The 26631-nt window shown below is 71.3% G+C and carries 30 protein-coding genes; 13 read left to right on the top strand and 17 right to left on the bottom strand.

Translation table 11 applies throughout. The annotated features are described in order from the left end of the window. Positions 1-116 precede the first annotated feature (116 nt). Positions 117-992, top strand: coding sequence for a GNAT family N-acetyltransferase (locus J7E97_RS06530; RefSeq protein WP_215023346.1), 876 nt, complete (start codon positions 117-119; stop codon positions 990-992). A gap of 176 nt (positions 993-1168) precedes the next feature. Further along, positions 1169-1828: a bifunctional 2-polyprenyl-6-hydroxyphenol methylase/3-demethylubiquinol 3-O-methyltransferase UbiG gene (locus tag J7E97_RS06525; protein ID WP_215023344.1), complete on the top strand. Its 660-nt coding sequence runs from the start codon at positions 1169-1171 to the stop codon at positions 1826-1828. 28 nt (positions 1829-1856) lie between these two features. On the opposite strand, the gene era is transcribed toward J7E97_RS06525, so the two are convergent. The 3 genes from era to J7E97_RS06510 all read right to left on the bottom strand — a co-directional run bounded on the left by era (position 1857) and on the right by J7E97_RS06510 (position 4387). Continuing rightward, positions 1857-2807: a GTPase Era gene (gene era / locus J7E97_RS06520; protein WP_374224121.1), complete on the bottom strand. Its 951-nt coding sequence runs from the start codon at positions 2805-2807 to the stop codon at positions 1857-1859. A gap of 413 nt (positions 2808-3220) precedes the next feature. Further along, positions 3221-4030 carry a hypothetical protein gene (locus J7E97_RS06515; protein ID WP_215023342.1) on the bottom strand — a complete coding sequence of 270 codons (810 nt, stop codon included), beginning with the start codon at positions 4028-4030 and terminating at the stop codon, positions 3221-3223. Positions 4031-4096: 66 nt separating this feature from the next. Continuing rightward, positions 4097-4387 (bottom strand): hypothetical protein, encoded by a 291-nt coding sequence (locus J7E97_RS06510; RefSeq protein ID WP_215023340.1) that lies wholly within the window; start codon positions 4385-4387, stop codon positions 4097-4099. A 198-nt stretch (positions 4388-4585) separates the two neighbouring features. Here J7E97_RS06510 and J7E97_RS06505 point away from each other — a divergent pair, with 198 nt between their 5' ends. The 8 genes from J7E97_RS06505 to J7E97_RS06470 all read left to right on the top strand — a co-directional run bounded on the left by J7E97_RS06505 (position 4586) and on the right by J7E97_RS06470 (position 8916). Then, entirely contained in the window at positions 4586-4978 is a 393-nt protein-coding gene (locus tag J7E97_RS06505) for a WXG100 family type VII secretion target (RefSeq protein WP_308346412.1), read from the top strand. Between the two features lie 47 nt (positions 4979-5025). After that, a complete protein-coding gene (locus J7E97_RS06500) occupies positions 5026-5331 on the top strand; it encodes a WXG100 family type VII secretion target (protein ID WP_215023338.1) in 306 nt (101 codons plus the stop codon). A gap of 597 nt (positions 5332-5928) precedes the next feature. Then, on the top strand, positions 5929-6507 hold the full coding sequence (locus J7E97_RS06495) for an RNase A-like domain-containing protein (protein ID WP_215023336.1): 579 nt from the start codon (positions 5929-5931) through the stop codon (positions 6505-6507). A gap of 11 nt (positions 6508-6518) precedes the next feature. Next, complete coding sequence (locus tag J7E97_RS06490; protein WP_215023334.1) at positions 6519-7091, top strand: hypothetical protein; 573 nt, start codon at positions 6519-6521, stop codon at positions 7089-7091. A gap of 25 nt (positions 7092-7116) precedes the next feature. After that, the gene (locus tag J7E97_RS06485; RefSeq protein ID WP_215023380.1) at positions 7117-7323 is read left to right on the top strand and encodes a hypothetical protein; all 207 of its coding nucleotides are present in this window, start codon (positions 7117-7119) and stop codon (positions 7321-7323) included. Between the two features lie 11 nt (positions 7324-7334). Continuing rightward, entirely contained in the window at positions 7335-7904 is a 570-nt protein-coding gene (locus J7E97_RS06480; protein ID WP_215023332.1) for a hypothetical protein, read from the top strand. 25 nt (positions 7905-7929) lie between these two features. Continuing rightward, positions 7930-8229, top strand: coding sequence for an RNase A-like domain-containing protein (locus J7E97_RS06475; protein WP_215023331.1), 300 nt, complete (start codon positions 7930-7932; stop codon positions 8227-8229). A gap of 12 nt (positions 8230-8241) precedes the next feature. Further along, on the top strand, positions 8242-8916 hold the full coding sequence (locus tag J7E97_RS06470; protein WP_215023328.1) for a contact-dependent growth inhibition system immunity protein: 675 nt from the start codon (positions 8242-8244) through the stop codon (positions 8914-8916). Between the two features lie 312 nt (positions 8917-9228). On the opposite strand, the gene J7E97_RS06465 is transcribed toward J7E97_RS06470, so the two are convergent. Further along, positions 9229-10305, bottom strand: coding sequence for a GlxA family transcriptional regulator (locus J7E97_RS06465; protein WP_215023327.1), 1077 nt, complete (start codon positions 10303-10305; stop codon positions 9229-9231). Positions 10306-10376: 71 nt separating this feature from the next. Here J7E97_RS06465 and J7E97_RS06460 point away from each other — a divergent pair, with 71 nt between their 5' ends. After that, the gene (locus tag J7E97_RS06460) at positions 10377-11666 is read left to right on the top strand and encodes an MFS transporter (protein ID WP_215023325.1); all 1290 of its coding nucleotides are present in this window, start codon (positions 10377-10379) and stop codon (positions 11664-11666) included. 15 nt (positions 11667-11681) lie between these two features. Here the strand turns inward: J7E97_RS06460 and J7E97_RS06455 are convergent, their stop codons facing one another. From J7E97_RS06455 to hrcA, 12 genes are all read right to left on the bottom strand, one after another. Further along, entirely contained in the window at positions 11682-12035 is a 354-nt protein-coding gene (locus J7E97_RS06455; RefSeq protein ID WP_215023323.1) for a cytidine deaminase, read from the bottom strand. Positions 12036-12132: 97 nt separating this feature from the next. Then, positions 12133-12495: an MmcQ/YjbR family DNA-binding protein gene (locus J7E97_RS06450; protein ID WP_215023321.1), complete on the bottom strand. Its 363-nt coding sequence runs from the start codon at positions 12493-12495 to the stop codon at positions 12133-12135. After that, positions 12492-13799 (bottom strand): hemolysin family protein, encoded by a 1308-nt coding sequence (locus J7E97_RS06445; RefSeq protein ID WP_215023319.1) that lies wholly within the window; start codon positions 13797-13799, stop codon positions 12492-12494. Before J7E97_RS06445 ends, J7E97_RS06450 begins: the two co-directional genes overlap by 4 nt. After that, positions 13796-14293, bottom strand: a complete 498-nt coding sequence (ybeY, locus tag J7E97_RS06440; protein ID WP_215023317.1) for an rRNA maturation RNase YbeY — start codon at positions 14291-14293, stop codon at positions 13796-13798. The genes J7E97_RS06445 and ybeY overlap by 4 nt, the downstream gene beginning before the upstream one ends. Before the next feature lie 13 nt (positions 14294-14306). Further along, positions 14307-16424: a PhoH family protein gene (locus J7E97_RS06435; protein ID WP_215023309.1), complete on the bottom strand. Its 2118-nt coding sequence runs from the start codon at positions 16422-16424 to the stop codon at positions 14307-14309. A gap of 118 nt (positions 16425-16542) precedes the next feature. Then, the gene (locus tag J7E97_RS06430) at positions 16543-17640 is read right to left on the bottom strand and encodes a PfkB family carbohydrate kinase (RefSeq protein WP_308346411.1); all 1098 of its coding nucleotides are present in this window, start codon (positions 17638-17640) and stop codon (positions 16543-16545) included. Positions 17641-17916: 276 nt separating this feature from the next. After that, complete coding sequence (locus J7E97_RS06425) at positions 17917-18822, bottom strand: ribonuclease Z (protein WP_215023307.1); 906 nt, start codon at positions 18820-18822, stop codon at positions 17917-17919. 3 nt (positions 18823-18825) lie between these two features. Further along, positions 18826-19185, bottom strand: coding sequence for a histidine triad nucleotide-binding protein (locus J7E97_RS06420; protein ID WP_215023305.1), 360 nt, complete (start codon positions 19183-19185; stop codon positions 18826-18828). Positions 19186-19325: 140 nt separating this feature from the next. Continuing rightward, positions 19326-20069, bottom strand: a complete 744-nt coding sequence (locus tag J7E97_RS06415; protein WP_215023303.1) for a 16S rRNA (uracil(1498)-N(3))-methyltransferase — start codon at positions 20067-20069, stop codon at positions 19326-19328. Continuing rightward, a complete protein-coding gene (locus J7E97_RS06410) occupies positions 20066-21157 on the bottom strand; it encodes a nitronate monooxygenase (protein ID WP_215023301.1) in 1092 nt (363 codons plus the stop codon). Before J7E97_RS06410 ends, J7E97_RS06415 begins: the two co-directional genes overlap by 4 nt. A 192-nt stretch (positions 21158-21349) precedes the next feature. Further along, positions 21350-22507: a molecular chaperone DnaJ gene (gene dnaJ / locus J7E97_RS06405; protein WP_215023299.1), complete on the bottom strand. Its 1158-nt coding sequence runs from the start codon at positions 22505-22507 to the stop codon at positions 21350-21352. Next, positions 22508-23524, bottom strand: coding sequence for a heat-inducible transcriptional repressor HrcA (gene hrcA / locus J7E97_RS06400; protein WP_215023297.1), 1017 nt, complete (start codon positions 23522-23524; stop codon positions 22508-22510). 139 nt (positions 23525-23663) lie between these two features. Here hrcA and J7E97_RS06395 point away from each other — a divergent pair, with 139 nt between their 5' ends. Further along, a complete protein-coding gene (locus J7E97_RS06395; protein WP_215023295.1) occupies positions 23664-24425 on the top strand; it encodes an MBL fold metallo-hydrolase in 762 nt (253 codons plus the stop codon). Then, positions 24418-25227 carry a DUF3097 domain-containing protein gene (locus J7E97_RS06390; RefSeq protein WP_215023294.1) on the top strand — a complete coding sequence of 270 codons (810 nt, stop codon included), beginning with the start codon at positions 24418-24420 and terminating at the stop codon, positions 25225-25227. Before J7E97_RS06395 ends, J7E97_RS06390 begins: the two co-directional genes overlap by 8 nt. A 95-nt stretch (positions 25228-25322) precedes the next feature. Here J7E97_RS06390 and hemW read toward each other — a convergent pair whose 3' ends face one another. After that, on the bottom strand, positions 25323-26555 hold the full coding sequence (gene hemW / locus J7E97_RS06385; protein ID WP_215023291.1) for a radical SAM family heme chaperone HemW: 1233 nt from the start codon (positions 26553-26555) through the stop codon (positions 25323-25325). Between the last annotated feature and the right edge of the window lie 76 nt (positions 26556-26631).

The raw sequence follows: 26631 nt of genomic DNA, 5'->3' as shown, positions 1-26631 counted from the left end.
GGCGCTTGAGGGGCAGCTGAGCGGCGCCGAAAAGGCTCGCGGACGGCTGCCGCGCGGCGGCGTCCGGGCACCCTCAACCGGGTGCCCGGACGCCGCCGCTTTGCTTTGATGGCCGGATGACCACGAGCTTCCCCTCCCCTTGTGACCCGCTGCTGCCCGAGCTGGAGCGCTACTACGACACGGCTCCCCGCGCGGGCGGTGCCCGGGTCGAGGACTTCGGTCCGCTGACGCTCTTCGTCCAGGAGTCCGCGGGCTGGCCGTACTACGCCCGCCCCGCGCTCGCGCCGGCCGGCGGAGGCGACGGCCACGCCGGCCACGCCGGTCCCGCCGGTCCCGCCGAGATCTCGGTGGCGGACGTGGAACGCGTGCTGGCCCGGCAGCGGGAGCTGAAGGTCCCGGAGTCCTTCGAGTGGGTGGCCGAAACCACCCCCTCCCTGCGGGGCGCGGTACGGGCCGCCGGACTGCGGGTCCACGAACATCCGCTGATGGTGCTGGACACCTCGGCGGTACGGATCCCCGCGCATCCGGAGGTACGCGTGCTCGGCGCGGCCGACCCGCTGCTCCGGGCGGCCGTGACGGTACCGATGCTGGCCTTCGCCGCGCCGGGCACGGCGGTGGGCGAGGCGGGCCCGGCCGAACTCGCGGTGGCGGAGCGGAACCCGGCCTCGGAGGGCCGACGGCTCCGGGTGTCCGGGATGATCGCGTCGGGCCGCACCGCGCTGGCGGCCGCCGTCAGCGACGGCGTGGTGCTGTGTTCCGGCCAGCACCTCCCGGTCGGCGACGTCACGGAGGTCGTGGGCGTCGGCACCCTTCCCTCGGCCCGCCGCCGGGGCCTGGCCCTCGCGGTGACGGCGGCCCTGGTCGCCGACGCCCTGGACCGCGGAGCCCGCACGGTCTTCCTCTCGGCCGGCGACGAGGACGTGGCCCGCATCTACGCCCGCCTCGGCTTCCGCCGGGCGGGCACGGCCCTGATCGCGGACCGCCCTCTGTAGGCCGCTCACCGCGGGGGAAGCCCGCCGCTCGGTGCCCGGTACCGGGAGGGGGAGGGACACGAGGGCCGGCTGGACATCTGTTTTTGCCGGAACGGCAAGGTTGTTCGGCCGGGGCGGGACGGGGGGCGGAGCATCGGGGGCGCCAGGCATCCGTACCGACCGGAAGAGGAAGTCCCATGTCGCACGAGCACCAGCACCGCTCCCCCGAGGCCGCCGCCGATTTCGTGGGCGAGGAGTACTGGGACACCCGCTACCGCGAGAGCGAGGAGGTCTGGAGCGGCGACGCCAACGCCGTGCTGGCCCGGGAAGCCGCCTCACTCGCCCCGGGACGGGCCCTCGATCTCGGCTGCGGCGAGGGCGGCGACGCCGTGTGGCTCGCGCGGCGGGGCTGGCGGGTCACCGGCACGGACATTTCCGGGGTCGCCCTGGAGCGGGCGGCGGCCCGTGCTGGCGAAGCCGGGGTCGCGGACCGCACCGAGTGGGAGCGGCACGACCTCGCGGAGTCCTTCCCCGCCGGGGAGTACGACCTGGTCTCCGCCTGCTTCCTGCACACCTTCGGCGCGTTCCCGCGCGGGGCGGTCCTGCGCCGGGCCGCCGCGGCCGTGGCCCCCGGCGGGATCCTGCTGGTCGTCGGGCACGCGGGCTGGGCGCCCTGGCAGGAGGACCGCCCGCAGGTGGCCTTCCCCACGCCCGACGAGGTCCTCGACCAGCTGGAGCTGGAGCCCGGCGCCTGGGAGGTGCTGCTCGCGGAGGAACACGTACGGGTCCAGAACCAGCCTGACGGCCGGCCCGGGACCCGTACGGACAACGCGGTGAAGGTGCGGCGGCTCCCCTAGGAGGCGGGCGACCGCACGCGTCGAAAGGTCAGAAACCCAGTTTGCGGAGCTGCTTGGGGTCGCGCTGCCAGTCCTTGGCGACCTTCACGTGCAGGTCGAGGAAGACCGGAGTGCCGAGCAGCGCCTCGATGTGCTTGCGCGACTTCATCCCGACCTCCTTCAGGCGGGCGCCCTTCGGGCCGATGATGATGCCCTTCTGGCTGGGCCGCTCGATGTACAGGTTCGCGTGGATGTCCAGCAGCGGGCGGTCCGCCGGCCGGTTCTCGCGGGGGATCATCTCCTCGACGACGACGGCGATGGAGTGCGGGAGCTCGTCCCGTACGCCTTCCAGCGCGGCCTCGCGGATCAGCTCCGCGACCATCACCATCTCGGGCTCGTCGGTGAGGTCGCCCTCCGGGTACAGCGGCGGGCTCTTCGGCAGCATCGGCGCGATCAGGTCCGCCAGCAGCTGGACCTGGCTGTCGCCGACCGCCGAGACGGGGACGATCTCGGCCCACTCGAAGCCCAGCTCCTCGGCGAGCTGGTGGACGGCGATGAGCTGCTCGCCCACCACCTTGGACTCGACGAGGTCGGTCTTCGTGATGATGGCGATCTTGGGGGTCTTCTTGATCCCCGCGAGCTCCTTGATGATGAACTTGTCGCCGGGGCCGAGCTTCTGGTCGGCGGGCAGGCAGAAGCCGATGACGTCGACCTCGGACCAGGTCGCGCGCACGACGTCGTTGAGTCGCTCGCCGAGCAGCGTGCGCGGCTTGTGCAGGCCGGGCGTGTCTACCAGGACGAGCTGGGCGTCGGGGCGGTGCACGATGCCGCGGACCGTGTGGCGGGTGGTCTGCGGCCGGTTGGAGGTGATCGCGACCTTGGTGCCCACGAGCGCGTTGGTCAGGGTCGACTTCCCCGCGTTGGGGCGGCCGACGAAGCATGCGAAGCCCGCACGGTGCGGGCTGGTGGTCTCGGGGGAACGATCGCTCATACGGGCCATTCTCCCCGATGCGGCTCCCAGCGCCGACCAGGCCGCCGCCAGGAGCGCGAGGGCGGCCGCCAGGAGGCCGTTCAGAGCGGGGTGCGCGGCATGGCCGGCGGTGGCCCGGGGGCGGAGGGTGACGTTCCCGACGTTGTGCAGCGTGTACGAGATCTCCGCGCCGCCGGCGCCTCCCGCGGTGACGCGGAGGTCCTCGACGGCGAGGGCGGGAGCGATGCGGCCGGTGACCCGGAGGTACACCCGGGCGGCGACCGCCTGCCGCACGCCGATCCCCTGCCCGGCCGTGCCGCTCGGCCGGTCTTCCAGGACCACGATGGCTCCGGGATGGTCCCCGGGCTCCGCGCGGTCCGGAACGGTCAGGGTGAAGCCGACGGCGACCGCCCGGCCGGCGGGGACGGCGATCCGGTCCTGCGCTAGCCGCGCCCAGGCACCGGTGGCCGTCCGCGGTTCGTCGGGGCCGCGCGGGGCGAAGCCGCCGTCGCGGGCGGTGTTGTAGGCGTCGGCGGCGTAGAGGCGGAAGGTGCGGGGCCGGTCGGTCCGGTTGGTGACGGTGACGGTGTCGGCGACGCTCGCGCCGGGGCCGGGACGGGGGCCGGGGTGGCCGGGGTGCGAGTCGTGTCGGGAGCCGGACCGGGGGTCTGCGCCGGATCAGTACTCGGCGCCGGATCCGCATCCGGCTCCGGCTCCGGCTCCTGGGCCGGGTCCCGCACCGGCGGCGCGTCGGCCGCGCACGTCGTGTCGAGGTCGAGCAGGTTGCTGGTGTGCAGGGTGTAGCCGCCCGGGGCGAGGGTGATCTCGCCGGGCGCGGTGACGGTGAAGGTGCCCGTCATGGTGACGGCCGGCAGCGCGCCGCCCGCCTCGACGGGGGCGTTGCGCTTGGCGCCCACGACCGTGACCTCGCCGCTCAGCGCTCCCCCGAGGACGACCCGCCCGGTCGGGGTGAGCACGTCGGCGGGCAGGTCGGCGGGGAGCGGGTTCACGGCGGGGGTGCTGATCACCGAAAAGGTCACGGTGACGGTGTCGCCGACGCGCGCCGCCGGGTTGTCCACGGTGATCCGGGCGGTGGTGGGCCCGTCGGCGGGCGGGAGACCCGCCTCCTGGGGCGCCAGGCAGTGCGTCGGGAACTCGACCCGGCCCGGCACCTGCCCCGGGGGCGTCTCCCCCTCGGCGGCGGCGGGCGAGCTCAGCGCGCCTGCGGTCGCGGCCGCCGCCAGCACCGCCATGCCGACCGCCGTAGGCCACCCTCTGCTCCGTGCCGATGCCCGCGCTGCCCGCTTCTCTGCACCAAGTCAAGGGGGACCGGCGACTGTCCAGGAGACGGTCCCGGCCCATCCGCTCCCCGCGAGCCCGGCGACGGCAGGCACCGCCAGGGCCAGGGCGATCCCGACCGGCGCCCAGGTCTCGTGCCCGCCGGCGTCGTGCATCCCGTTCTCCGCCATGACCGTGGTCCGTACGCCCTGGCGGCTCAACTCCGCCTCGACGGCGGCCTGGGCACGGGCCCCGTAGCGGTTGCGGACGAGCGGGATGCTGAGGAAGGGGAGCGCGATCAGGATCTGGAGAGCGGCGATCGTGGTGTTCATCGGGGGTCCTCGTTTCGGTGTTCCTGCCTGACGACGACGTCACCATGAGGCGCCGCGCTGACACGCTCCCGTCGTCCTTGCCGCGATCACTGGTTGCCGATCGGTGCCCCCTATTCGAATCAATTCCGATCGACGTTTTTTGTTAGGGTCAAACATGCTGATCATCTGTCGACCCGGAGCTCAGGGGACGGAGGCACCGTGGAAAACGCAGATCTCTCGGTGGAGGCCGAGCGGCTCAAGAGCCTCGCCCGCGACCTCGACGCGATGCAGGAAGTTCTGACGAAACAACTGCTGCGCATGGACGAGATCGTGGACGCCATCGAGGCGCGCTGGCGGGGGCCGGCGGCGGAGGCGTACCGCGCCCGGCATCGCGCGGCAGCGGAGGACGCCGTAAGCATCAGGGGGACCATGAAGCTGCTCGCCGAGGCAATGCGCCTCAGCGAGGGCGGGTTCACGGCGCACGAGCTCGAAGTCCTGCAGCAGTTCAGACGGGTACAGGCGGGGGCTGACGTGTCAGCGGAGGCGGACGTCCTCTCCACACCGAACGTCGCACCGGTCGCCACGCCACGCAGCCGCATAGCCGACCTGTGAGCAGGTAACACCGGCTCGACCAGCCATCAAGGACACGAGGGGGAACCGTGCCGTCTGGTGACGACGGGATATCAGTCGACTTCGCGACGCAACAGAAGCTCGCGGGCGACCTTGAGGCCATCCTCAAGGCACTCAACGAGCAGCTGGACGTGCTCTACGAACGGGCCGAGAAGGTCGTGTTGACCTGGGACGGCGAAGCCAGGCAGTCGTTCATCGACCAACTCGACCGATGGGACCGGTCGGCGCAGGACCTGGTCGCGACCCAGGCCTGGCTCCACGACATCGTCGTCAACGGGCACCACAGCTACGCGAACGCCCACAAGGCCGTGCTGCACGGATGGGGAGCGGCCTGATGGCAGGGACTGCTCCGCCGCCGCCAAACCAGAACGGCGGCTTCGACGTCCAGCCAGTGCACGTCTACCACGCCTCGGAACTGGTGAAGGATGCGCAGTTCGCCCACGCCGACCGGGCATTCGTGCTGGTCGACGCGCTGAACAAGTACAACCAGTCCGCCGGCAGAGGCTGGGGCGCCCACAACTTCGCGGTTGCCTACATGATCGTGACGGAGAAGTTCCTGGAGGCCTGGGGCAGGAGCGTGGTCAGCGTCGGCGGCGCCGCCGTGGGCCTGACCGTCACCGCCAACCACTATGTGCTGGCCGACTGGGAGGCGAGCGGTCGCAAGGGTGCGCAGCCGAGGAACGCCCCGGAGCCCGTCGTCATCAACAAGCCGCCTCGGTACGGCCCCGTCAACAGCATCAAGTGGTCGGGCACCGGAGAGGACGCCGACTCCTGGTGGATCTCCGGGATCCTCGGCGAGTTCCCCGACTGGCTCGCCCTCATCGTCGGGCCCTCGTTCCAGCATCTTCTGCGCCTCGGGAAGGCACACGAGATCACTCCTGGCTTCAAGCAGGAGGATGGCCGGGACATGGCAAAGTCCTGTCGTACCGGAATTGGAAGAGGCGATCCTCAGCGCCCCGACGTACCAGTCCGAGATCGCGCGCGCCCAGGGGTTCGGTGCGCGGTCGCTCAACGAGTTCAAGCAGGAACACAGCTGGCAGCGCGGCGGCGAGAGTCCCACCCCGTTCATGTACTCGTTCGACCTTGCGACGAACGAGGACCTCGGGGGCGGCCACACCCTGGAGAAGCATGTCGGCAAGACCGATGAGCAGCTGCTACAAAGGCATCGGGACCAGACCAAGCCGTCCGGGAAGCTTGAGCTCATGTCAGCGTCGAGCTTCGCCGACTTCGAATCCGCCCAGAAATACACTCAGTACAACATCCGCCACAACACCGCAGAGATCCAGGACTGGCTGAAGAATCCACCCCCGGCCAAACCCGCACTGTCCATCGTCGTTCCCTCGATACCGCTGGAGGGACCACTCACCGGAGACGCAGTGACCGGGCGGACTTCTCGGGGCGTGAAAGGCGTAGTGATGCCCGTCCAGGATGCCAAAGGCGTGAGAACGCGCCTTCAGTACGACCCGAACCTGAACCCGCCCTTCGTCGTCCATACGTCGTCACCTGAATAGTGGAGTGGATGATGTCTAAACTCACCACGGAGGCGTGGGCGGACGCACTCGAGCTGTACCAATACAGCTATACCTCCGTCGCCGTTGGCCGCCGGGAGCACGAGGAGTGGTGGCTCGACGTAGCCGCCATCATGCTCGGCCAGACCGCCGACCCGCGCGGATGGCCATCGCTCGACCCGGACGAGGGCGAGTTCGAACGACGGGACGATCCGCTGTTCCCCTTTGCAGAGGCCCCGACGGCACCTGAGGACGTGGTCCGCTTCCGACGGCGAGTGACCGAGATCCCCAGGAACTCGGCCCATTCGCTGCTCGTCATGCTCAGCATTCCCGGCCTGGACGCGACAAAGGCACCGGAGTTCGACCATGATCGGCCCGAAATGGAACGCCGGGCAGACCTGATCATTTCGCGCTTCCCTGACGGCACGCGCTTCTACTCCAACATCGGATGGAAGGGCGATAATCCAGACTTCTACGAACAGCCGGTCCGCCTGACGGACCCGTTCAGCCGCTACGGCTGGGACGCTGGTCTGATTGCCGTCAACAACAGCGAAGTCGCAATGATCTGGTATTTCGACCCCACCTGATCAGACCCACCGAACTGGCGAACCCATGCTGACACGAACCGCCACCTATCCCGACCGGGAGACCGCCCAGTGGGCCACCCAGGAAGTCATCACCCGTAACGAACAAACCATCCACCGCTGGCTCGCCCAGGCCACCTGCCCCGTCCGCGACGCTCATGGGGTGAGCACCCGCATCAAGTACGGCCCGAACCTGAACCCGCCCTTCGTCGTCGTCACGTCTATGCCTGAATAATGGAGTGAATGATGGACGATCTCACGGCGGATGCCTGGGCGGACGGACTTGCGCTGTACGAGGAGCGATGGGCATTCGCAGCCGTGGCCCCGCGTAGTCACGCGGAGTGGTGGTTGGACGTTGCAGCGATCATGCGTGGTGAAACCGCTGATCCCCGGGGTTGGGCGTCACTCGGTCCCTACGAGGAGGAGGTCGACCGCGAGGTCGAGACGTTCGCCTGGATCGAGCCCCCCACCCATCCGGCCGACGTGGCTCGGTTCCGGCACTCCGTCAATGAGCTGCCACGCTCCTCGGCCACATCACTGATGGTCCTTCTTGCAATCGTCGGCATGGACGCGGCGAAGACATGGGATTTCAACGAGCGGCAACCGGAGATGGAACGCCGCGCTCAGTTGCTGCTCTCTCGGTTTCCTTTCGGCACCCGTTTCTACTCCAACATCGGCTGGGACGGCGAGGCGCCGAATTTTTACGAGCAGCCGGTCAACGCGACCAGTCCATTCAGCCGGAGCCGCTGGGATGCGGGGCTGCTCGCGGTCAACGACACCGAAGTCGCCCTGATCTGGATATTCGAATCATTCTGACCTTTCCGACCCAACGGGGGACCCCGTGCTGACGCGAACCGCCACCTACCCCGACCGGGAAACCGCCCAATGGGCCACCCAGGAGGTCATCACCCGTAACGAGCAGGCCATCCACCGCTGGCTCGCCCAGGGCACCCGCCTCCGGATCACCCTCGAAGCGGCCTGGCCCTCCCGTCCCGATCCGGTCGGCCGTGTCCTGCTCCAGGCCATGGCCTTCGCCGGGCGCGGGCCCGTGGACGTACGGGCCGCGCGGGTGGTGCTCCGGCGCGCGCCCGACGCACCCCACGGCTTCGTCGTACACACCACCGTCCCGATCTACCTGTAGAGGCCACACCCGATGTCCATGAAGCCCATCGACTTCGACCGCCGCTACGGCGAGCTGGACCAGGTGATCAGCGCCTACCTCGGCCAGCCCGCCGACGACGAACCCGACCGGCCCAGCCTCGCCCTCCGGGCCTACCTGCGGCACACCTGGCACACCCGCCCCTGGGCCCTGTCCGTCGCGGAACAGCAACTGCGCGCTTACGCCAACAATCCGCCCGGTCGGCTGCGTCAGCGGCTCGGCGAGTTCTACCCGGTCCCGGACATCGGCCTATCCGACTCCGAGATCCAGGCATGGCTCGTCCAGCTCGCCGACCACATCAAGCAGAGCATCGAGAGTGGCGAGGTCCCTCGCCCATCGGAGCTGCCCGAGACCCGTTGGGAATGGCATGCGCGTTTCCCCGAACTCGGACAGTTCCTCGGCGGCTGGTTCTCGCAGGACATGCCGGACGAGTTCACCGACCACGAGGCGGCCGTCCGCGACTACGCCGACTCGACAGACCGCACTCTCGTGGCCCGCGTCGTCGGCGAGATCCGCGAGCTGCTCGCACTTGGACTGGACGAGGCCGACCACGCACTCGCCGTAGCAGAACTGGGAATGGAGCTCGAACCGCCGGGAGACCACTCGGCGGGCAGCTGGCTCAGTGCCGTTGCCGATGAGCTGAGCGGCTTCCGGCCCAAGTACGCGTAGCCGGCTACTGCCGGTATCAGGGTGCGGCTGCGCAGGTACGGAACGACGGGAGTGACGGCGGTCCCGTCAGGCCCGAGAACGGCGTACCGGGGTATGGACTCCAGCTCGACGACCGAGCCAAGGCGAGGTACTACGACCCCGCCCTCGATCAGCTGGCGGTGTAAATCCTGCAACACGCACTTCCTTGGATGCGTAGATCACGGCAGTCCATGATCGGCGATAGTGCAGTTAACACACCACTGCCCGCACTGCCCGCTCCCTGGGTTCCCGTACCCCGACAGGGGGCCGTTCACGAGCGGGCGGCGGGATAAGTCAACGCACGGACCCGGCAGCAACTGATGTCCCATCAGGAGATGGGAGGATCTCGTCCCGGATCTCGTCCCGGATGCCGCCCCGGGTCTCCTCCCGGGCCTCCTGCCGGGTCTCCCTGAACGTCCTGCGGTAGGCGGTCGGGCTGACGCCGAGCGCCGCCTGGACGTGCTTGCGCAGCGACTGCGCCCCGCCGAAGCCCGTCTCCCGCGCCAGCTGTTCCATCGGCATGTCGGTCTGTTCCAGCAGGGCCCGGGCCCGCTCCACCCGCTGCCCGACGATCCACTCGCCGGGGCTGACCCCCGACTCCTCGCGGAACCTGCGCGTGAAGGTCCGTACGGACATGGTCTCCTGCCGGGCGAGATCGGTCAGCCGCAGCGGCTCGTGCAGCCGGTCCATCACCCATGCGCGGGCCGCCGCGGTACTGGCCTGCTGAAGCTCCGGCACCGGGCGCGCGATGAACTGCGCTTGCCCGCCGTCGCGGTGCGGCGGTACGACGGTGAGCCGGGCCACCTGGTTGGCGACGGCCGCGCCGTGGTCCCGGCGCACGATGTGCAGGCACAGGTCGATGCCCGAGGCGACACCGGCCGAGGTCAGCACGTCCCCCTCGTCGGTGTAGAGGACGTCCGCGTCGACCCGTACGGCCGGGAACAGCTGCTGGAAGTGCTCGGCGGAGGACCAGTGGGTGGTGGCCCGGCGGCCGTCGAGATATCCGGCGGCCGCCAGCACGTAACCACCGGTGCAAATGGAGACGAGCCGCGTTCCGGGCCTGATGTGCGCGAGCGCGGCGGCGAGTTCGGGAGTGAGCCGGCCCTCCGAGTGGACCGGGCCCAGCTCGTAGGAGGCGGGGACCACCACCGTGTCGGCCGTGGCCAGCAGTTCCGGCCCGTGGTCGACGTGGATCGCGAAGTCGGCGTCCGTGGGCACCTGCCCGGGGGCGAGCCCGCAGGTGCGGATCTCGTAGAGCGGCCGGCCCGCCGGATCCTTGGCCCGGCCGAAGATCCGGTGCGGGATCCCGAGCTCGAACGGCAGCAGACCGGCGAGGGCGAGGACGACGACGCGGTGCGGCTGGGAGTCCATGGCCCGATCATATCGACAGCTGTCATTCAGGCCACTGTCGGAAGGGGCCACCGCGGCCGGAAACTTCTCTCGTGACGACGCAGACAGCACCCGCACCCGCCCCCGAGTCCGCCCCTCCCGGCATCCACCGCGCCTGGTCCGTGGCGGCCGTCGCCTTCGTGACGATCATCGGCGCCGCCGCCTTCGCCTCCCTCCCCGGGCTGCTCATCGAGCCGCTGCACGAGGAGTTCGACTGGTCGCGCGGCACCATCGGCCTCGCCGTCTCCGTGAACCTCGCGCTGTACGGGCTCACCGCGCCGTTCGCCGCCGCGCTGATGGACCGCTTCGGCATCCGGAAGGTCGTGGCGATCGCGCTGACCGTCATATCCGCCGGCTCGGTGGCCACGGTGTGGATGACCGCCTCCTGGCAGCTGGTCATGTACTGGGGCGTTCTGGTCGGTCTGGGCAGCGGCTCGATGGCCCTGGCCTTCGCCGCGACGGTGACCAACCGCTGGTTCGTCGCCCGGCGCGGCCTGGTCACGGGCGTCCTCACCGCCGCCGGGGCCTCCGGCCAGTTGATCTTCCTGCCGCTGCTGGCCTGGCTGGTGGAGCACCACGGCTGGCGCCCGGCGGCCGTCACCGTCTCGCTGGCGGCCCTGACGGTCGTGCCCTTCGTCTGGCTGCTCCTGCGCGACCACCCGGCGGACATCGGGCTCGCCCCGTACGGCGGCACCTACGCGCCCAAGCCCGCGCCCGCCCTGGGAGCCGCCCGCCGCACGGTGACCGTGCTCTTCACGGCGGCCCGGACGGGCCCCTTCTGGCTGCTGGCGGGCACCTTCGCGATCTGCGGAGCCTCGACGAACGGCCTGGTCAAGACCCACTTCGTACCGTCGGCCCACGACCACGGCATGCCGGTGACGGCGGCGGCGGGGCTACTGGCGGTGATCGGCGTCTTCGACGTGATCGGCACGGTGTTCTCCGGCTGGCTGACGGACCGCTTCGACGCCCGCCGCCTCCTCGTCGTCTACTACGCCCTGCGCGGGATCTCGCTGCTCTTCCTGCCGATGCTGCTGGCCCCCTCCGTACACCCGCCGATGCTGCTCTTCATCGTCTTCTACGGCCTGGACTGGGTCGCGACCGTCCCGCCGACGATCGCCCTGTGCCGCGAGCACTACGGCGAGGACAGCGCCATCGTCTTCGGCTGGGTCCTGGCCTCGCACCAGGTGGGCGCCGCGCTGGTGGCCTTCCTCGGCGGCCTGGCCCGCGACGCCTTCGGCTCGTACGACCTCGTCTGGTACGCCTCGGGCGCACTATGCGCGATGGCGGCCCTGATGGCCATGGTCATCCGCCGCCGCCCGGCCGCCGCCCCGCTGCCCGCTTGACGCCCGGCCCGCGGTTCAGCCGGCCGGAGTCGTGGACTTGAGCGTGCCGTCCGGGGCCGCCAGCAGGACCGGGGTGTCCGGGCCGCCGAGGTCGCGGACCGCCGCGCGGTCGGCTTCGGCCGGGGCGTCCGCCGCGCTGACGACCGCCGCCGCCTCCAGGGACTGGGCTCCGCTGGCCACCGCCATCGCGACGGCCGTCTGGAGCGCGCTGAGCTTCAGGGAGTCCAGCTCCACCGTTCCGGCGACGTACGTACGGCCGGTCTCGTCCCGGACCGCCGCCCCCTCGGCCACGCCGTTGCGGGCCCGGGCGCTGCGCGCCAACGTGATGATCTTGTTGTCTTCGGGGTCGATCCCGGTGCTGTCGGTCATGGTCCGAAGCATAGGGAGCGGGTCCGCGGGGCGGCACGACGGCCCCGCGGACACGCTCCCGCTCCACCCTCCGGCGCCCCCGAGGGGGCCCGGGCGGCTACGGCCGGTCCAGCCGCAGCCGCTCCGCCTTCGGCAGGCCGGCGACCACCAGGTCGTACGAGTCCTCGACGAGCTCCCGGACCAGCGCGTCGGGCAGGGCCCCCGGCCCGCCCGCCGTGACCGTGTTCCAGTGCCGCTTGTTCATGTGCCAGCCCGGCACGACCGCCTCGTGCTCCTCCCGCAGCCGCACCGCCTGCTCCGGTTCGCACTTGAGGTTGACCTTCAGGGGGTCGCCGTCCAGCGCGCTCAGCGCGAACACCTTCCCCAGCACCTTGAACACCGAGGTCTCGGGGGTGAAGGGGAACTCCTCCACCGCCGCGTTGAAGCCCAGGCAGAAATCGCGCAGCTCGGCCGGTGTCATTGCGCCCCGTCCTGCGGCGCCACGGCCGGAGCCAGTGGCTCGACGAGTACCGTCACGATCTTGTTCCGCCGCCCCGCCGGGGATTCGGCGGTCAGCCGCAGCGGCCGCCCGTCCGGCAGGTTCACCACCGCCGAGGCGCCCGCGATCGGCACCCGGCCCAGCGCCTTGGCCAGCAGCCCGCCGACGGTCTCCACGTCCTCGTCGTCGAAGGAGTCGACCTTGAACAGCTCCCCCAGGTCGGTGATGTCGAGGCGCGCGGTGACCCGGTAGCTGTCCCCGCCCAGCTCCTCCACCGGCGCGATCTCCCGGTCGTACTCGTCGGTGATCTCGCCGACGATCTCCTCCAGGATGTCCTCGATGGTGACGATGCCGGCGGTGCCGCCGTACTCGTCGATGACGACCGCGACGTGGTTGCGCACCGACTGCATCTCGCGCAGCAGGTCGCCCGCGTTCTTGGTGTCCGGCACGAAGACCGCCGGCCGCATCGCCGTGGAGACCAGACCGGTCTCCGACTCGCGGCTGATGTGCGTCTTGCGGACCAGGTCCTTCAGGTACACGACGCCGACGATGTCGTCCTCGTTCTCCCCGGTGACGGGGATGCGCGAGAAACCGGACCGCAGCGCGAGCGTGGTCGCCTGACGGATCGTCTTGTACCGCTCGATGCACACCAGGTCGGTGCGCGGCACCATCACCTCGCGCACGAGCGTGTCGCCCAGCTCGAAGACCTGGTGCACCATCCGGCGCTCGTCGTCCTCGATGAGCGATTCCTTCTCCGCCAGGTCCACCATCGCGCGCAGCTCGGCCTCGGAGGCGAAGGGCCCCTTGCGGAAGCCCTTGCCGGGCGTGAGCGCGTTGCCGATGAGGATCAGCAGCTGGGGGATCGGCCCCATGACACGGGCGAGCGGTACGAGGACGTACGAGGCCGCCGTCGCGGTGTTCAGCGGGTGCTGCCGGCCGATGGTGCGCGGCGACACCCCGACCGCCACGAACGAGACCAGCACCATCACGGCGATGGCCACGAGCAGCGCGGTCCAGTTCTCCCCGAACTCGTCGAGGCAGACGTAGGTGACGAGCACGCCCGCCGCCATCTCGCAGGTGACGCGGACCAGCAGGGCGACGTTGAGGTAGCGGGTGGGGTCGGCGGCGACCTGCGCCAGTTTGGCGCTGCCGCGCCGGCCGTCCCGTACGGCCTGTTCGGCGCGGAAGGTGGAGATCCGGGCGATCCCGGACTCCGCGCACGCCGCGAACCAGGCCACCACGACCAGCAGGACGGCCCCGGTGATCAGCTGCGGATCGCCGGTCACGAGACGGTCGGGGCCGGGGACGGACCGCTCACGCCGCGCTCGCCGCGCCAGCCGTCGACGATGGCCGCCTGGAGGCCGAACATCTCGGCCTTCTCGTCCGGCTCCTCGTGGTCGTAGCCGAGCAGGTGCAGCACCCCGTGGACGGTCAGGAGCTGGAGCTCCTCGTCCATGGAGTGCTGCGTCGGCGCGTCCTCGCCCTGCCTCTTCGCCACTTCGGGGCAGAGCACGATGTCACCGAGGAGTCCTTGCGGGGCCTCCTCCTCGTCCTTCGTCGGCGGACGCAGTTCGTCCATCGGGAAGGACATGACGTCGGTGGGTCCGGGCAGATCCATCCACTGGATGTGGAGCTGCTCCATCGCCTCCTCGTCGACGACGATGACGGAGAGCTCCGAGAGCGGGTGGATCCGCATCCGGGCGAGCGCGTAGCGGGCGATGTCGAGGATCGCCCGCTCGTCGACCTCGGTTCCGGACTCGTTGTTGACGTCGATCGACATGGTGCGCTGGGTTCTACTTCCGCTGGTAGCCGTTCCGGGACGGTTTCGCGTCCTGGCTGTCGTCGTACTTCTCGTACGCGTCGACGATACGGCCGACCAGCTTGTGCCGGACGACATCCTCGGAGGTGAGCCGCGAGAAGTGGATGTCCGGAACTCCTTCGAGGATCTCCTGGACCTGACGCAGACCGCTCTTGGATCCACCCGGCAGGTCGACCTGGGTGACGTCACCGGTGACGACGATCTTCGAGTCGAACCCGAGCCTGGTCAGGAACATCTTCATCTGCTCGGGGGTGGTGTTCTGCGCCTCGTCGAGGACGACAAAAGCCTCATTAAGGGTGTTGTGCGTCAGCAGGTAGTCCTGTGTGACGTACAGCGAGTCTTCGGCGGCGACCTGAATGCACACCGCCTCTTCCCGGCCCGCGGGCTCGATGGCGTCGATGAACCGCATCGGACGCCCGCCGCCGCCGGCCGCGTGGTAGGCGTCCCGCTTGCGCGTGAGGCGGAAGGGCTCGATGCCCTCGGGGAGGCGGATGTCGACGACGTGCGAGTCGCGCCTGTGAGCGGCCAGGGCCGTGCCCCGCGCCCGGCCTTCGGCCCTGCGGCGCCGGGTGTAGGCGACACCGCCAAGAGACTGGACGAGGGCAATGACGTCGTCCCGAAGGACGATCGAGGCCGTGGAGTACTGGATACGGCACGTACGGTCCTTCTGGGTGACCGGACCACCGTCAGAGTCAAGCAGGCCCTGGAGCACCGCGAGGCGGACCTCCGCCGTGTTGAACAGGTAGTCGTCCGGCACGGACTTGGAGTGCGAACGACTGCCGAGCAGATCCAGTTCTCGCATGGCCCGGGTGACGGGGTTCTCCAGGGTGACCACGTCGCCGGGCGACTTCACCCTGTTCAGGACGTAGTCGACACCGCCCTTGTACCGTGCTGTGACTCCAGGAAGCGCTGCCACCAAGGCGTGGACGAGTTCGTCGTCCTCCGTAGCGAAGGACGGTGTGGTGGAGCCGGTGATGCACCCGTCGCCGAGCAGCAGCCCCAGAGCGTACGCGTCCATGGGGACCTCGCGTTCCGGGAAGCAGACCGGCGCGGTCAGCATCGGCAGCTCGTACCGACGGGCGTGCGCGGCCCGCAGGTTGCCGATCATCTCCTTCGTCTCCAGGACCCGCCACGGCTTGTCGCGACGGCGGTCCGACGCCGTCCGCACGGTCCACAGGTGTTCGCCGCAGGCCAGCGTCCAGGAGCCATCCTGCGCCGAAAGCCGGTAGATGTCCTTCTCGCCCTGCGGGTACACGCCGAGGACGGGGGTCGGCTCGCCGTTCGAGCCGATGACCAGATCTCCAACCTGGAGGTCACCGATGGGGCGCCAGCCGTCCGGCGTCAGCACCTTGGTGAAGACGGGCTGCGACCTGCCCCTCATGTATGCCAGCGGCGCCACCTCGATGGTGCCCGCCGCCATGAGCCGGGGGATCGAGTCCGGGTCGATCATGTCGTGCAGCGCGTCGTAGAGCGGGCGCAGGTACGGGTCGATCTTGTCGAAGAGGGTGCCGGGGAGGAATCCCAGGCGTTCGCCCGCTTCGACCGCCGGGCGGGTCAGGATGATCCGGCTGACCTGCTTGGACTGCAGGGCCTGGACCGCCTTGGCCATGGCGAGGTAGGTCTTGCCGGTACCGGCGGGGCCGATGCCGAAGACGATCGTGTGCTTGTCGATCGCGTCGACGTACCGCTTCTGGTTGAGCGTCTTGGGGCGGATGGTGCGGCCGCGGCTGGAGAGGATGTTCTGGGTGAGCACCTCCGCCGGGGTCTCCTGCGGGCCGTCGCCGTTGTCGCTCGACTTGAGCATGGCGATCGAGCGTTCCACTGCGTCCTCCGTCATCGGCTGCCCGGTGCGGAGCACCAGCATCATCTCGTCGAACAGGTGCTGGATCAGGGCCACTTCCGCCGCCGCGCCGATCGCGCTGACCTGGTTGCCGCGCACGTGGATGTCGACCTCGGGGAAGGCCTTCTCGATCACGCGCAACAGTGCGTCGCCCGATCCGAGGAGGGACACCATCGGATGGGTGGCCGGGACGGTGAAGTGGGCCCGCGCCTGCCCCGGCGCGGGAATCTGGGCTCTCGATGTCTGAGTCATGGGCCGGCACTGTGGCCTGCGCATACCTCCCACTGAGGGGCCGTGCCGATCGACGACCTCCGGACTTCCAAGCGTACGTCGCCGCCGCCCCGACCCCGAGGGGTTTTCCGGCACGCTCCTACGCGGGGTGCCGGAAGCCGATGGTCGGGACCGCCCGGCGCCTGCTGGCGGGGGCGTGGTCCGGCGGAACCAGGTCGTCCAGGAAGCCGTACCGTCCGCGCAGGGCCTCCGGGGCGGTGCGCCACCAGGCGGCCACTTCCGGCCAGCCGGGGGCCGACAGGGAGCCTCCGAACTCCTGGACCGACAGGGCCGCCGTGAGGCCCGCGAAGGCCAGCCGGTCCGCGAGCGGCCAGCCGGCGAGGGTTCCGGTGAGGAATCCGGCCACGTAGACGTCGCCCGCGCCGGTCGGGTCCAGCGCGTCGACCGCGATCGCCGGGACCTCGGCGGTCTCCCCGGTCCGCCCGTCCACCGCGTACGAGCCCTCGGAACCCATGGTCACCACCGCGATCGGGACCTTTTCGGCCAGCGCCCGGGCCGCCGTGCGCGGGCAGCCGGTGCGCGTGTAGGCCATCGCTTCTCCCGCGTTGGGCAGGAAGGCCTCGCAGTGCTCCAGGTCGGCCAGCGCCCCCAGGTCCCACCGGCCGCTCTCGTCCCACCCGACGTCGGCGAAGACCCGCGCCCCGCGACGGGCCGCCTCGGCCACCCATGCCTCGCCGCCGCCCGTGCCGAGCGAGGCCACCGCCGCGCGGGCGCGGGGCGGGCACTGGGGGAAGGGACCGGCGCCCGCCGGGGGCGGGGCCTCGTGGCCGTGCGAGACCATCGTGCGCTCGCCCTCGTACGCCATGGACACGGTGACGGGGCTGTGCCAGCCGGGCACGGTCCGTGACATCGACAGGTCGATGCCCTCGCCCTGGGCGAGCGCGTCCCAGCAGTACTCGCCGTAGTGATCGTCCCCGAAGGCGGCCGCGAGCGAGGTGCGCAGGCCGAGCCGGGCGAGGGCGGTGGCCATGTTGGCCACGCCGCCGGGGCTGGAGCCCATGCCCCGCGCCCAGGACTCCGTACCGCGCACCGGGGCCGAGTCGAGGCCGGTGAAGATGATGTCGAGGAACACCGTGCCGGTCAGGAAGACGTCGCAGCCGGGCTCTTGGGGATCGCGCAGCGGACCGAGCGGGTCCACGGCGTCGGTTCGGCTGTCCCGGCTGTCCCTACTGCTCACGATGCATTCCCCGTTCGGCGCGCGTCTCGCTGGAAGTGATGCCTGATGGAAGTCTTGGCGGGTCGTTTCTGCAAGGGGTCAACGCACCACGGCCGCCCGGCCCCTCCCTCGCGGAGGGATCCGGACAACAGTGTGACGCAGATCACCACCCGAACGCTCTTTCTCCCGGGTTCCGGCCGCGGCTCGCTTCCACCTGGCGACGGGGAGTCCGGCAAGGCCGGCCCGGCTCGATCGTGGCCGTGCTCGCCGCCGGGACCGGCCGCCCGGCCGCCGCCCTCAGGCCCGCTTCGGCACGGGGACCCGTACGAGGTCCGCGGCGATCGTCAGCTCGCCCTCGAACCCGGCCGCCCGGGCCTGGCGCTCGAACTCCGCCGGGTCGCCGTAGCGCTGCGAGAAGTGCGTCAGCACGAGGTGCCGTACGCCCGCGTCCCGCGCCGCCCGGGCGGCCTGTCCGGCGGTGAGGTGACCGTGGTCGGTGGCCAGTTGGACGTCCTCGTCGAGGAACGTCGACTCGATCACGAGCATGTCGCAGCCCTCTGCGAGCGCGTCGACGCCCTCGCAGAGCCGGGTGTCCATCACGAAGGCGAAGCGCTGGCCGGCGCGCGGCTCGCTGACCTCTTCGAGGGTGACCTCGCCGAGGCGTCCCTCGCGCTGGATCCGGCCCACGTCCGGCCCTTCGATCCCGTGGAGCGCGAGCAGTTCGGGGCGTATCCGGCGCCCGTCGGGCTCGGTGACGCGGTAGCCGAAGGACTCCACCGGGTGCGAGAGCCGCACGGCGTCCAGGGTGTACGAGCCGGTGCGCGCCAGGATCCCGTCCTCGGCCACCGGTTCCTCGGCCAGCCGGACCGTCTCGCGGTAGGCCGTGGCGTAGCGCAGCCGGTCGAAGAACTTCTGCCCGGAGGCCGGATAGTGCGCGGTGACGGGGTGCGGGACCCGGTCGAGGTTGATGCGCTGGATCACCCCGGCGAGGCCGAGGCTGTGGTCACCGTGGAAGTGCGTGACGCAGATCCGGTTGATGTCGTGCGCGGCGACCCCGGCGCGCAGCATCTGGCGCTGGGTGCCCTCGCCGGGATCGAAGAGAATGCCCTCGCCGTCCCAGCGCAGCAGGTAGCCGTTGTGGTTGCGGTGGCGGGTGGGCACCTGGCTGGCCGTGCCCAGCACCACGAATTCGCGTACGGACACGTCTTATCCCGGGGGCCACTGGAGCCCGCGCCCGCCGAGGACGTGCGCGTGGGCGTGGAAGACGGTCTGACCGGCGCCGGCGCCGGTGTTGAAGACGACCCGGTAGCCGTGCTCGACGATCTCCTCGTCGGCGGCGACGTGGCCGGCCTCGCGCAGTACGTCGGCGGCGAGCTCGGGCGCGGCGGCGGCGAGGGACGCGGCGTCGGCGTGGTGCGCCTTCGGGATGACGAGGACGTGGCTGGGCGCCTGCGGGTTGATGTCCCTGAAGGCGAGGGTCGTCTCGGTCTCCCGGACGATCGTCGCCGGGATGTTCCCCTCGACGATCTTGCAGAACAGGCAGTCGGCCTGCGGTTCACCGGCCATTTCGCTGGTCCTTCCGTGACGTTCGATCGGTTCCGGCATGGTATCCACCGCCGAGGACCGGGGGCCCGTCAGGCACTGCGGCCCCGCCAGAACCGGCGGCCCCGCCAGAACCGGCGGCCCCGCCAGGACCGGCGGCCCCCTCAGGACCAGCGGCCCGTCCTGGCCAGCAGGACCGCGGCCGCCGCCGTGCCGGCCGTGGAGGTGCGCAGCACCGAGGGGCCCAGCCGGTACGGGTGGGCGCCGACCGCCGCGAAGGCGCCGAGCTCCTCCGGGGAGACCCCGCCCTCGGGTCCGACCACGACGACGATGGAGCCCGCCGCGGGCAGTTCCGCCGTGGCCAGGGCACCCGAGGGCGCGTCGCGGTCCTCGTGCAGGACCACCGCGAGGTCCGCCCCGGCGAGCAGCGCCGCGACCTGCTTGGTCGTCGCGGCTTCCGCGACCTCGGGGAAGCGGACCCGGCGCGACTGCTTGCCGGACTCCCGGGCGGTGGCCCGCCACTTCGCCAGCGACTTGGCGCCCCGGTCCCCGCGCCACTGGGTGATGCAGCGCGAGGCCTGCCAGGGCACGATCTCGTCCACTCCGGTCTCCGTCATGGTCTCGACCGCGACCTCGCCCCGGTCGCCCTTGGGCAGGGCCTGGACGACGGTGATCCGGACGGCCGGCTCCGCCTCCTCGAAGACCCCGGTCACGCGGACCACGAGGCGGTCCTTGCCCTCGGCCGCCGTCACGACGGCCTCGGCCCAGCCGCCCCGGCCGTCCGCCAGGACCACGGCCTCGCCCGGGGCGAGCCGCTTCACGGACACCGCGTGCCGGCCCTCGGGGCCGTCCAGGACGAACACCGGTCCCGCGGGGACCTTTTCGACCACGAACACGGGGGCGGTCATGACGCACTCCTCATTTGCCTTGTCTTCAACGCGTGCTGCGCCGCGGTGAGTTCAGCCGCGAGCACCTCGACCAGCTCGCCCGCGGGCATCGTCCGCGACAGCCGGTGGCCCTGGCCCGCCCACAGGGCCATGCCCTGCGGGTCCCCGGCCGCGGCGGCCGCTTTGCGCAGCGGCAAGGTCAGGTGGTGCACCTGCGGGTACGCGGCGGGGGCGTAGGGGCCGTGCTCGCGCATGAAGCGGTTGACCAGCCCCCGGGCCGGGCGCCCCGAGAAGGCCCGGGTCATCTCCGTGCGGACGAACAGCGGGTCGGTCAGCGCCTTCTTGTGCAGCGGGTCCGCGCCGGATTCCGGGCAGGCCAGGAACGCCGTGCCGAGCTGCGCCGCCTCCGCGCCCGCTGCGAGCAGCGCGGCGATCTGCGAGCCGCGCATCAGCCCGCCCGCCGCGATGATCGGCAGGGCCACGGTCTCCCGCACCTGCGCCACGAGGGCGAGCAGCCCGAGGCCCGCAGTGCCGTCCGCCTGGGGGTCGTCGCGGTGGGTGCCCTGGTGGCCGCCCGCCTCCATGCCCTGGACGCACACCGCGTCGGCGCCGGCCGTCTGCGCGGCGCGGGCCTCCTCCACGCAGGTGACGGTGACGATCGTGTACGTACCGGCCTTGCGCAGGCAGGTGAAGACCGCGGGCGAGGGCAGGCCGAAGGTGAAGGAGACCACGGGGACCGGGTCTTCGATGAGAATGGCCAGTTTGGCGTCGTAGCCGTCGTCGCTCGTGCCGATGATGTCCTCTTCGGCGAGCGAGATCTCGTACCAGCTGGCCTCCCCGGCGAGCTGTCCGCGGTAGACCTCCACGGCGGCCGGGTCCACGTAACCGGTCTGCGGCATGAAGAGGTTGACGCCGAACGGCCGGCGGGTGAGCGCGCGCAGCCGCTTGATCTCCTGGAACATGCCGTCGGCCGTTTTGTACCCCCCGGCGAGGAAGCCCAGCCCTCCCGCTTCGCACACCGCGGCGGCGAGCGGCGGGCAGGACGCGCCGCCGGCCATGGGAGCCTGCACGATCGGGTACGCGAAGAGACCGTTCGGTGCGGAGGACATGGACTGCATCGTGCCATGTCCCGCTCACGGGACCGAATCACGGCATTCGCCTGGCATAGTCCCCTTCACCGGGGTGCTCGAAACGCGCCGGCCGCATGCGACGAGCCCGGTCCGGGGCATCCCCGGACCGGGCTCGCGGCCGTTCTCGTACGTGCTCGCGCACGTCCTGCCGTACGCGGTCGCGCGCGCGGCTCAGCGCCCGTTGAAGGCGTCCTTCAGGCGGCTGAACAGCCCCTGCTGGCCCGGTGCGAACTGGCCGAGCGGCCGCTCCTCGCCGCGCAGCTTCGCGAGCTGGCGCAGCAGGTCCTCCTGCGCGGGGTCCAGCTTGGAGGGGGTGGTGACCTCGACGTGCACGATCAGGTCGCCGCGCAGTTGGCCGCTGCGCCCGAGGTCGCCGCGCAGGTGCGTGACGCCCCGGCCGTGCAGCGGGATCGCCTGCCCGGACTGGGTGCCGGGCCGGATGTCGATCTCCTCCAGGCCGTCCAGCGTCTCCAGCGGACACTTGGTGCCCAGGGCGGCCGCCGTCATCGGGATGGTGACCGTGCAGTGCAGGTCGTCCCCGCGCCGCTGGAAGGTCGAGTGCGGCAGCTCGTGGATCTCCACGTACAGGTCGCCGGCGGGGCCACCGCCGGGGCCGACCTCGCCCTCCCCCGCGAGCTGGATCCGGGTGCCGTTCTCGACACCGGCCGGGATCTTGACCGTGAGGCTGCGACGGGAGCGGACCCGGCCGTCGCCCGCACACTCGGGGCACGGGGTCGGGACCACGGTGCCGAAGCCCTGGCACTGCGGGCAGGGGCGCGAGGTCATGACCTGGCCCAGGAAGGACCGGGTCACCTGCGACACCTCACCGCGACCGCGGCACATGTCACACGTCTGCGCCGCGGTGCCGGGGGCGGCCCCTTCGCCGGAGCAGGTGGTGCAGACGACGGCCGTGTCGACCTGGATGTCCTTGGTCGTGCCGAAGGCGGCCTCGTCCAGCTCCAGGTCCAGGCGGATCATGGCGTCCTGGCCCCGGCGGGTCCGCGAACGCGGTCCGCGCTGCTGACTCTGGCCGAAGAAGGCGTCCATGATGTCGGAGAAGTTGCCGAAGCCGCCCGCCCCGAAGCCGCCGGCTCCGCCACCGCCGCCCGAGGAGGACAGCGGGTCGCCGCCGAGGTCGAAGACCTGCTTCTTCTGCGGGTCGGAGAGCACCTCGTACGCGGCGTTGATCTCCTTGAAGCGCTCCTGCGTCTTCGGATCCGGATTGACGTCCGGGTGGAGTTCACGCGCGAGGCGGCGGAAGGCCTTCTTGATCTCGTCCTGCGATGCGTCGCGGCGCACGCCGAGAACGGCGTAGTAGTCCGTGGCCACTTACGACTCCGCCAGGATCTGTCCGACGTAACGTGCCACTGCGCGTACCGCTCCCATCGTTCCGGGGTAGTCCATGCGGGTCGGTCCGACCACGCCGAGTTTGGCGACTGCTTCGCCGCCCGAACCGTAGCCGACCGAGACGACGGACGTGGAGTTCAGCCCCTCGTAGGCATTCTCATGCCCGATCTTTACGGCCATTCCCGACTCACTGGCCTCGCCCAGCAGCTTGAGGAGCACGACCTGCTCCTCCAGCGCTTCGAGCACCGGCCTGATCGTCAGGGGAAAATCGTGTCCGAAACGGGTGAGGTTGGCGGTGCCGCCGATCATCAGCCGCTCCTCCGCCTCCTCCACCAGCGTTTCGAGAAGGGTGTCGAGGACGGCCTTCACCGTCACCCGGTCCTCGGTCTCGAAGGACTCCGGAAGGTCCTGCACCAGCGGCGGCACGTCGGTGAACCGGCGGCCGACGACCCGGCTGTTGAGGCGGGCCCGCAGGTCGGCGAGCGAAACCTCCCCGAAGGGGGTCTGGCAGTCGACGAGCCGCTGCTCGACCCGGCCGGTGTCCGTGATGAGGACGAGCATCAGGCGGGCCGGGGCCAGCGAGAGCAGTTCCACGTGCCGGACGGTGGAGCGGGTCAGGCTCGGATACTGGACGACGGCGACCTGCCGGGTCAGCTGCGCGAGCAGCCGTACGGTCCGGCCGACGACGTCGTCGAGGTCCACCGCGCCGTCGAGGAAGTTCTGGATGGCCCGGCGCTCGGGCGTGGACAGGGGCTTGACCCCCGCCAGCTTGTCGACGAAGAGGCGGTAGCCCTTGTCGGTGGGGATCCGGCCGGCGCTGGTGTGGGGCTGGGCGATGTAGCCCTCTTCCTCCAGCAGCGCCATGTCGTTGCGGACGGTGGCGGGCGACACGCCGAGCCGGTGCCGCTCCGTGAGCGCCTTGGAGCCGACCGGCTCCTCCGTCCCGACGTAGTCCTGGACGATGGCGCGCAGCACTTCGAGTCTGCGTTCGCTGAGCATCGCGCACACCTCCGTCGTTCGTCGTTCGCCGCTCGGCTCATTGGCACTCTGAGCGTTCGAGTGCCAGAGATCCCCCGGTCAGTGTACGGCGGGGTGGTACACCGGTAGCAAGGGCCGTCCGTCAAGGTAGCGTCGCGGTATGGACGTGCGTTGGGAAGAGGTGGGCTGGGAACGGCTCACCGAACGGGTCGGTCGGCTACGGCTTCCGGTGTGGGACTGCACCGTGGGGCTGGTGGTGGGCGAGGATTCGGCCCTCCTGATCGACCCGGGGTCATCCGTGCGCGAGGGTGCCCGGGTGCGGGCCGAGGCCGAACGGCTGGCGGGCCGCCGAGTGACCCATATCGCATTCACACACGGACATTTCGACCACGTACTGGGCGGCGCGGTGTTCGCGGGCGCCCAGGTCTACGGTCCGGTCGGGCTCGACAACCTGCTGTCCATCAGCCACGAGGACCTGCGCGCCGAGGCCGTCCGGCACGGTCTGGCGGAGGCCGAGGCCGCCGAGGCGGTGGAACTGCTGGTGCTCCCCCGGCACCTGGTGTCGGGTGAGTGGACCCTGGACCTGGGCGGGGTGCAGGTGCTGCTGGCGAACGTGGGCCCCGGGCACACCCGCCACGACCTGGCCGTCTTCGTCCCCGGAACGCGCGAGGTCGTCTTCTGCGGCGACCTCGTCGAGGAATCGGGCGAGCCCCAGGCCGGCCCGGACGCCGTACCCCGCCAGTGGCCCGCGGCGCTCGGCCGGCTCCTCGCCCTGGGCGGGGACGACGCTCTGTACGTACCGGGTCACGGAGCGGTGGTCGACGCGGACTTCGTCCGTGCGCAACGCGACACACTGGCGGCCCGCTTCGGCGTGTCGGTCACCTGGGGCCGCCCGCTCTCCTACCCTCGGCCGGATGCGTGAGTACTCCCCGGACCTGACCCCGCAGTGGCAGCGCGCCAAGCCCGTCCCGCAGGTGCCGGCCGACCCGGACCTGGTGGTCGAGGTGGCGGGTACGGACTTCTGCGGGGCGGTGGTGGGCTGCGAGGCGGGCACGGTCACCCTGGAGGACCGCTTCGGCAAGCGCCGGGTGTTCCCGCTCGAACCCCGCGGGTTCCTCCTGGACGGCGCGGTGGTCACCCTGACCCGCCCCGCCCGCGGACCCTCCGCCCCGCTGCGCACCGCCTCCGGCTCGGTCGCCGTTCCGGGCGCGCGGGCGCGGGTGGCCCGGGCGGGCCGGATCTACGTCGAGGGCCGCCACGACGCCGAACTGGTGGAACGGGTCTGGGGCGACGACCTGCGGATCGAAGGCGTCGTGGTGGAGTACCTGGAGGGCATCGACGACCTTCCCTCGGTGGTCGCGGACTTCGCCCCCGCCGCCGACGCCCGGCTGGGCGTCCTGGTGGACCACCTCGTCCCGGGCTCCAAGGAGTCCCGCATCGCCGCCTCGGTGACCTCCCCGCACGTCCTGATCGCGGGCCACCCGTACGTGGACGTCTGGCAGGCGGTGAAGCCCTCCGCTCTCGGGATCCGCGCGTGGCCGGTGGTCCCGCGCGGGGAGGACTGGAAGACGGGCATCTGCCGCTCCCTGGGCTGGCCGGAGAACACGGGGGCCGCCTGGCAGCACATCCTGTCGCGCGTGACCTCGTACAAGGACCTGGAGCCGGCCCTGCTGGGCCGCGTCGAGGAGCTGATCGACTTCGTTACGGCCGGCGGTGCCGCCTGAACTTCGGCTTCCCGCCGCCGTCACTTACGGTGACGGCCGGGGAACAGGATGTGCACGCGCCTCCCCCTCCCGCCCGGATTCACTCCCCCGGGTGGTCAGTCCACCAGGTCGCGGACCACCGCGTCGGCCAGGAGCCGGCCGCGCAGGGTCAGTACGGCGCGGCCTGCCTCGTACGGGGCCGGCTCCAGGAGGCCGTCCGCCAGGGCCCGGCAGGACGCGGCCAGACCGGCCGGAGCCAGCAGGGACAGCGGTACGCCGTCCACGAGCCGGAGCTCCAGCAGGATCCGCTCGACCCGGCGGTCCTCCACGGAGAGGAGCTCGCGCCCCGCCCCGGGCGAGCGGCCCTCGGCCAGCGCCGCCGCGTACGCGCCCGGGTGCTTCACGTTCCACCACCGCACCCCGCCCACGTGGGAGTGCGCACCCGGACCCGCGCCCCACCAGTCGGCCCCGCGCCAGTACAGCTCGTTGTGCAGGCAGCGCCCGGCGTCCGTCGTGGCCCAGTTCGAGACCTCGTACCAGGAGTAGCCCGCCTCGGCCATCACCGAGTCGAGGATCAGGTACCGGTCCGCGTGCACGTCGTCGTCCGTCATCGGGACCTCGCCCCGCCGGATCCGCCGCGCGAGCTGGGTGCCTTCCTCCACGATCAGCGCGTAGGCGCTGATGTGGTCCGGCCCGGCCCCCAGGGCCGCCTCCAGCGAGGCCCGCCAGTCCGCGTCCGACTCCCCCGGGGTCCCGTAGATCAGGTCCAGGTTCACGTGCTCGAAGCCCGCCGCGCGCGCCTCGGCGACGCACGCCTCGGGCCGCCCGGGAGTGTGCGTACGGTCGAGGACCTTCAGGACGTGCTGCTTGGCGCTCTGCATGCCGAAGGAGATCCGGTTGAAGCCGCCGGCCCGCAGCTCCGCCAGGTACTGCGGGTTCACCGACTCCGGATTGGCCTCGGTCGTGACCTCGGCGTCCTCGGCCAGTCCGAATTCCTCGCGGATCGCCGCGAGCATCCGTACGAGGTCGGCGGCGGGCAGCAGCGTCGGCGTACCGCCGCCCACGAACACCGTCCGCACCGCCCTCGGGTCGTCCCCGAGGACCTTCCGGGCGAGGCGGACCTCGTCGATCAGGGTGTCGGCGTAGTTCTCCCGGGAGGCGAGCACGCCTCCGGTACCCCGCAGCTCGGTGGCCGTGTAGGTGTTGAAGTCGCAGTACCCGCAGCGCGTGGCGCAGTACGGGACGTGCAGGTAGAACCCGAGCGGCCGCTCCCCGGCACCCACCAGGGCGTGCGACGGCAGCGAGCCGTCTTCGGGCATGGGTTCACCGTCGGGCAGTGCGGAAGGCATGCCCCCATTGTCCCGCACCCGACACCACCCGCGTCCCGCCCCGCCCCGCGCACGCGCTGGGCGCGGGGCGGGGCGG

The sequence above is a fragment of the Streptomyces sp. ISL-66 genome (genome assembly GCF_018614135.1).
GTDB lineage: Bacteria > Actinomycetota > Actinomycetes > Streptomycetales > Streptomycetaceae > Streptomyces.
The sequence above is the reverse complement of the archived record's forward strand: the minus strand, read 5'-3'. Positions and strand labels throughout refer to the sequence as shown.

Bases quoted from the DNA above. Each gene is read 5' to 3' on its own strand.
- J7E97_RS06530 (WP_215023346.1), top strand. From the start codon at position 117: ATGACCACGAGCTTCCCCTCCCCTTGTGACCCGCTGCTGCCCGAGCTG.
- J7E97_RS06525 (WP_215023344.1), top strand. From the start codon at position 1,169: ATGTCGCACGAGCACCAGCACCGCTCCCCCGAGGCCGCCGCCGATTTC.
- era (WP_374224121.1), bottom strand. From the start codon at position 2,807: ATGGCCCGTATGAGCGATCGTTCCCCCGAGACCACCAGCCCGCACCGT.
- J7E97_RS06515 (WP_215023342.1), bottom strand. From the start codon at position 4,030: ATGGCGGTGCTGGCGGCGGCCGCGACCGCAGGCGCGCTGAGCTCGCCC.
- J7E97_RS06510 (WP_215023340.1), bottom strand. From the start codon at position 4,387: ATGAACACCACGATCGCCGCTCTCCAGATCCTGATCGCGCTCCCCTTC.
- J7E97_RS06490 (WP_215023334.1), top strand. From the start codon at position 6,519: ATGTCTAAACTCACCACGGAGGCGTGGGCGGACGCACTCGAGCTGTAC.
- J7E97_RS06485 (WP_215023380.1), top strand. From the start codon at position 7,117: ATGCTGACACGAACCGCCACCTATCCCGACCGGGAGACCGCCCAGTGG.
- J7E97_RS06480 (WP_215023332.1), top strand. From the start codon at position 7,335: ATGGACGATCTCACGGCGGATGCCTGGGCGGACGGACTTGCGCTGTAC.
- J7E97_RS06470 (WP_215023328.1), top strand. From the start codon at position 8,242: ATGTCCATGAAGCCCATCGACTTCGACCGCCGCTACGGCGAGCTGGAC.
- J7E97_RS06465 (WP_215023327.1), bottom strand. From the start codon at position 10,305: ATGGACTCCCAGCCGCACCGCGTCGTCGTCCTCGCCCTCGCCGGTCTG.
- J7E97_RS06455 (WP_215023323.1), bottom strand. From the start codon at position 12,035: ATGACCGACAGCACCGGGATCGACCCCGAAGACAACAAGATCATCACG.
- J7E97_RS06450 (WP_215023321.1), bottom strand. From the start codon at position 12,495: ATGACACCGGCCGAGCTGCGCGATTTCTGCCTGGGCTTCAACGCGGCG.
- ybeY (WP_215023317.1), bottom strand. From the start codon at position 14,293: ATGTCGATCGACGTCAACAACGAGTCCGGAACCGAGGTCGACGAGCGG.
- J7E97_RS06435 (WP_215023309.1), bottom strand. From the start codon at position 16,424: ATGACTCAGACATCGAGAGCCCAGATTCCCGCGCCGGGGCAGGCGCGG.
- J7E97_RS06420 (WP_215023305.1), bottom strand. From the start codon at position 19,185: ATGGCCGGTGAACCGCAGGCCGACTGCCTGTTCTGCAAGATCGTCGAG.
- J7E97_RS06415 (WP_215023303.1), bottom strand. From the start codon at position 20,069: ATGACCGCCCCCGTGTTCGTGGTCGAAAAGGTCCCCGCGGGACCGGTG.
- J7E97_RS06410 (WP_215023301.1), bottom strand. From the start codon at position 21,157: ATGTCCTCCGCACCGAACGGTCTCTTCGCGTACCCGATCGTGCAGGCT.
- hrcA (WP_215023297.1), bottom strand. From the start codon at position 23,524: ATGCTCAGCGAACGCAGACTCGAAGTGCTGCGCGCCATCGTCCAGGAC.
- J7E97_RS06395 (WP_215023295.1), top strand. From the start codon at position 23,664: ATGGACGTGCGTTGGGAAGAGGTGGGCTGGGAACGGCTCACCGAACGG.
- J7E97_RS06390 (WP_215023294.1), top strand. From the start codon at position 24,418: ATGCGTGAGTACTCCCCGGACCTGACCCCGCAGTGGCAGCGCGCCAAG.
- hemW (WP_215023291.1), bottom strand. From the start codon at position 26,555: ATGCCTTCCGCACTGCCCGACGGTGAACCCATGCCCGAAGACGGCTCG.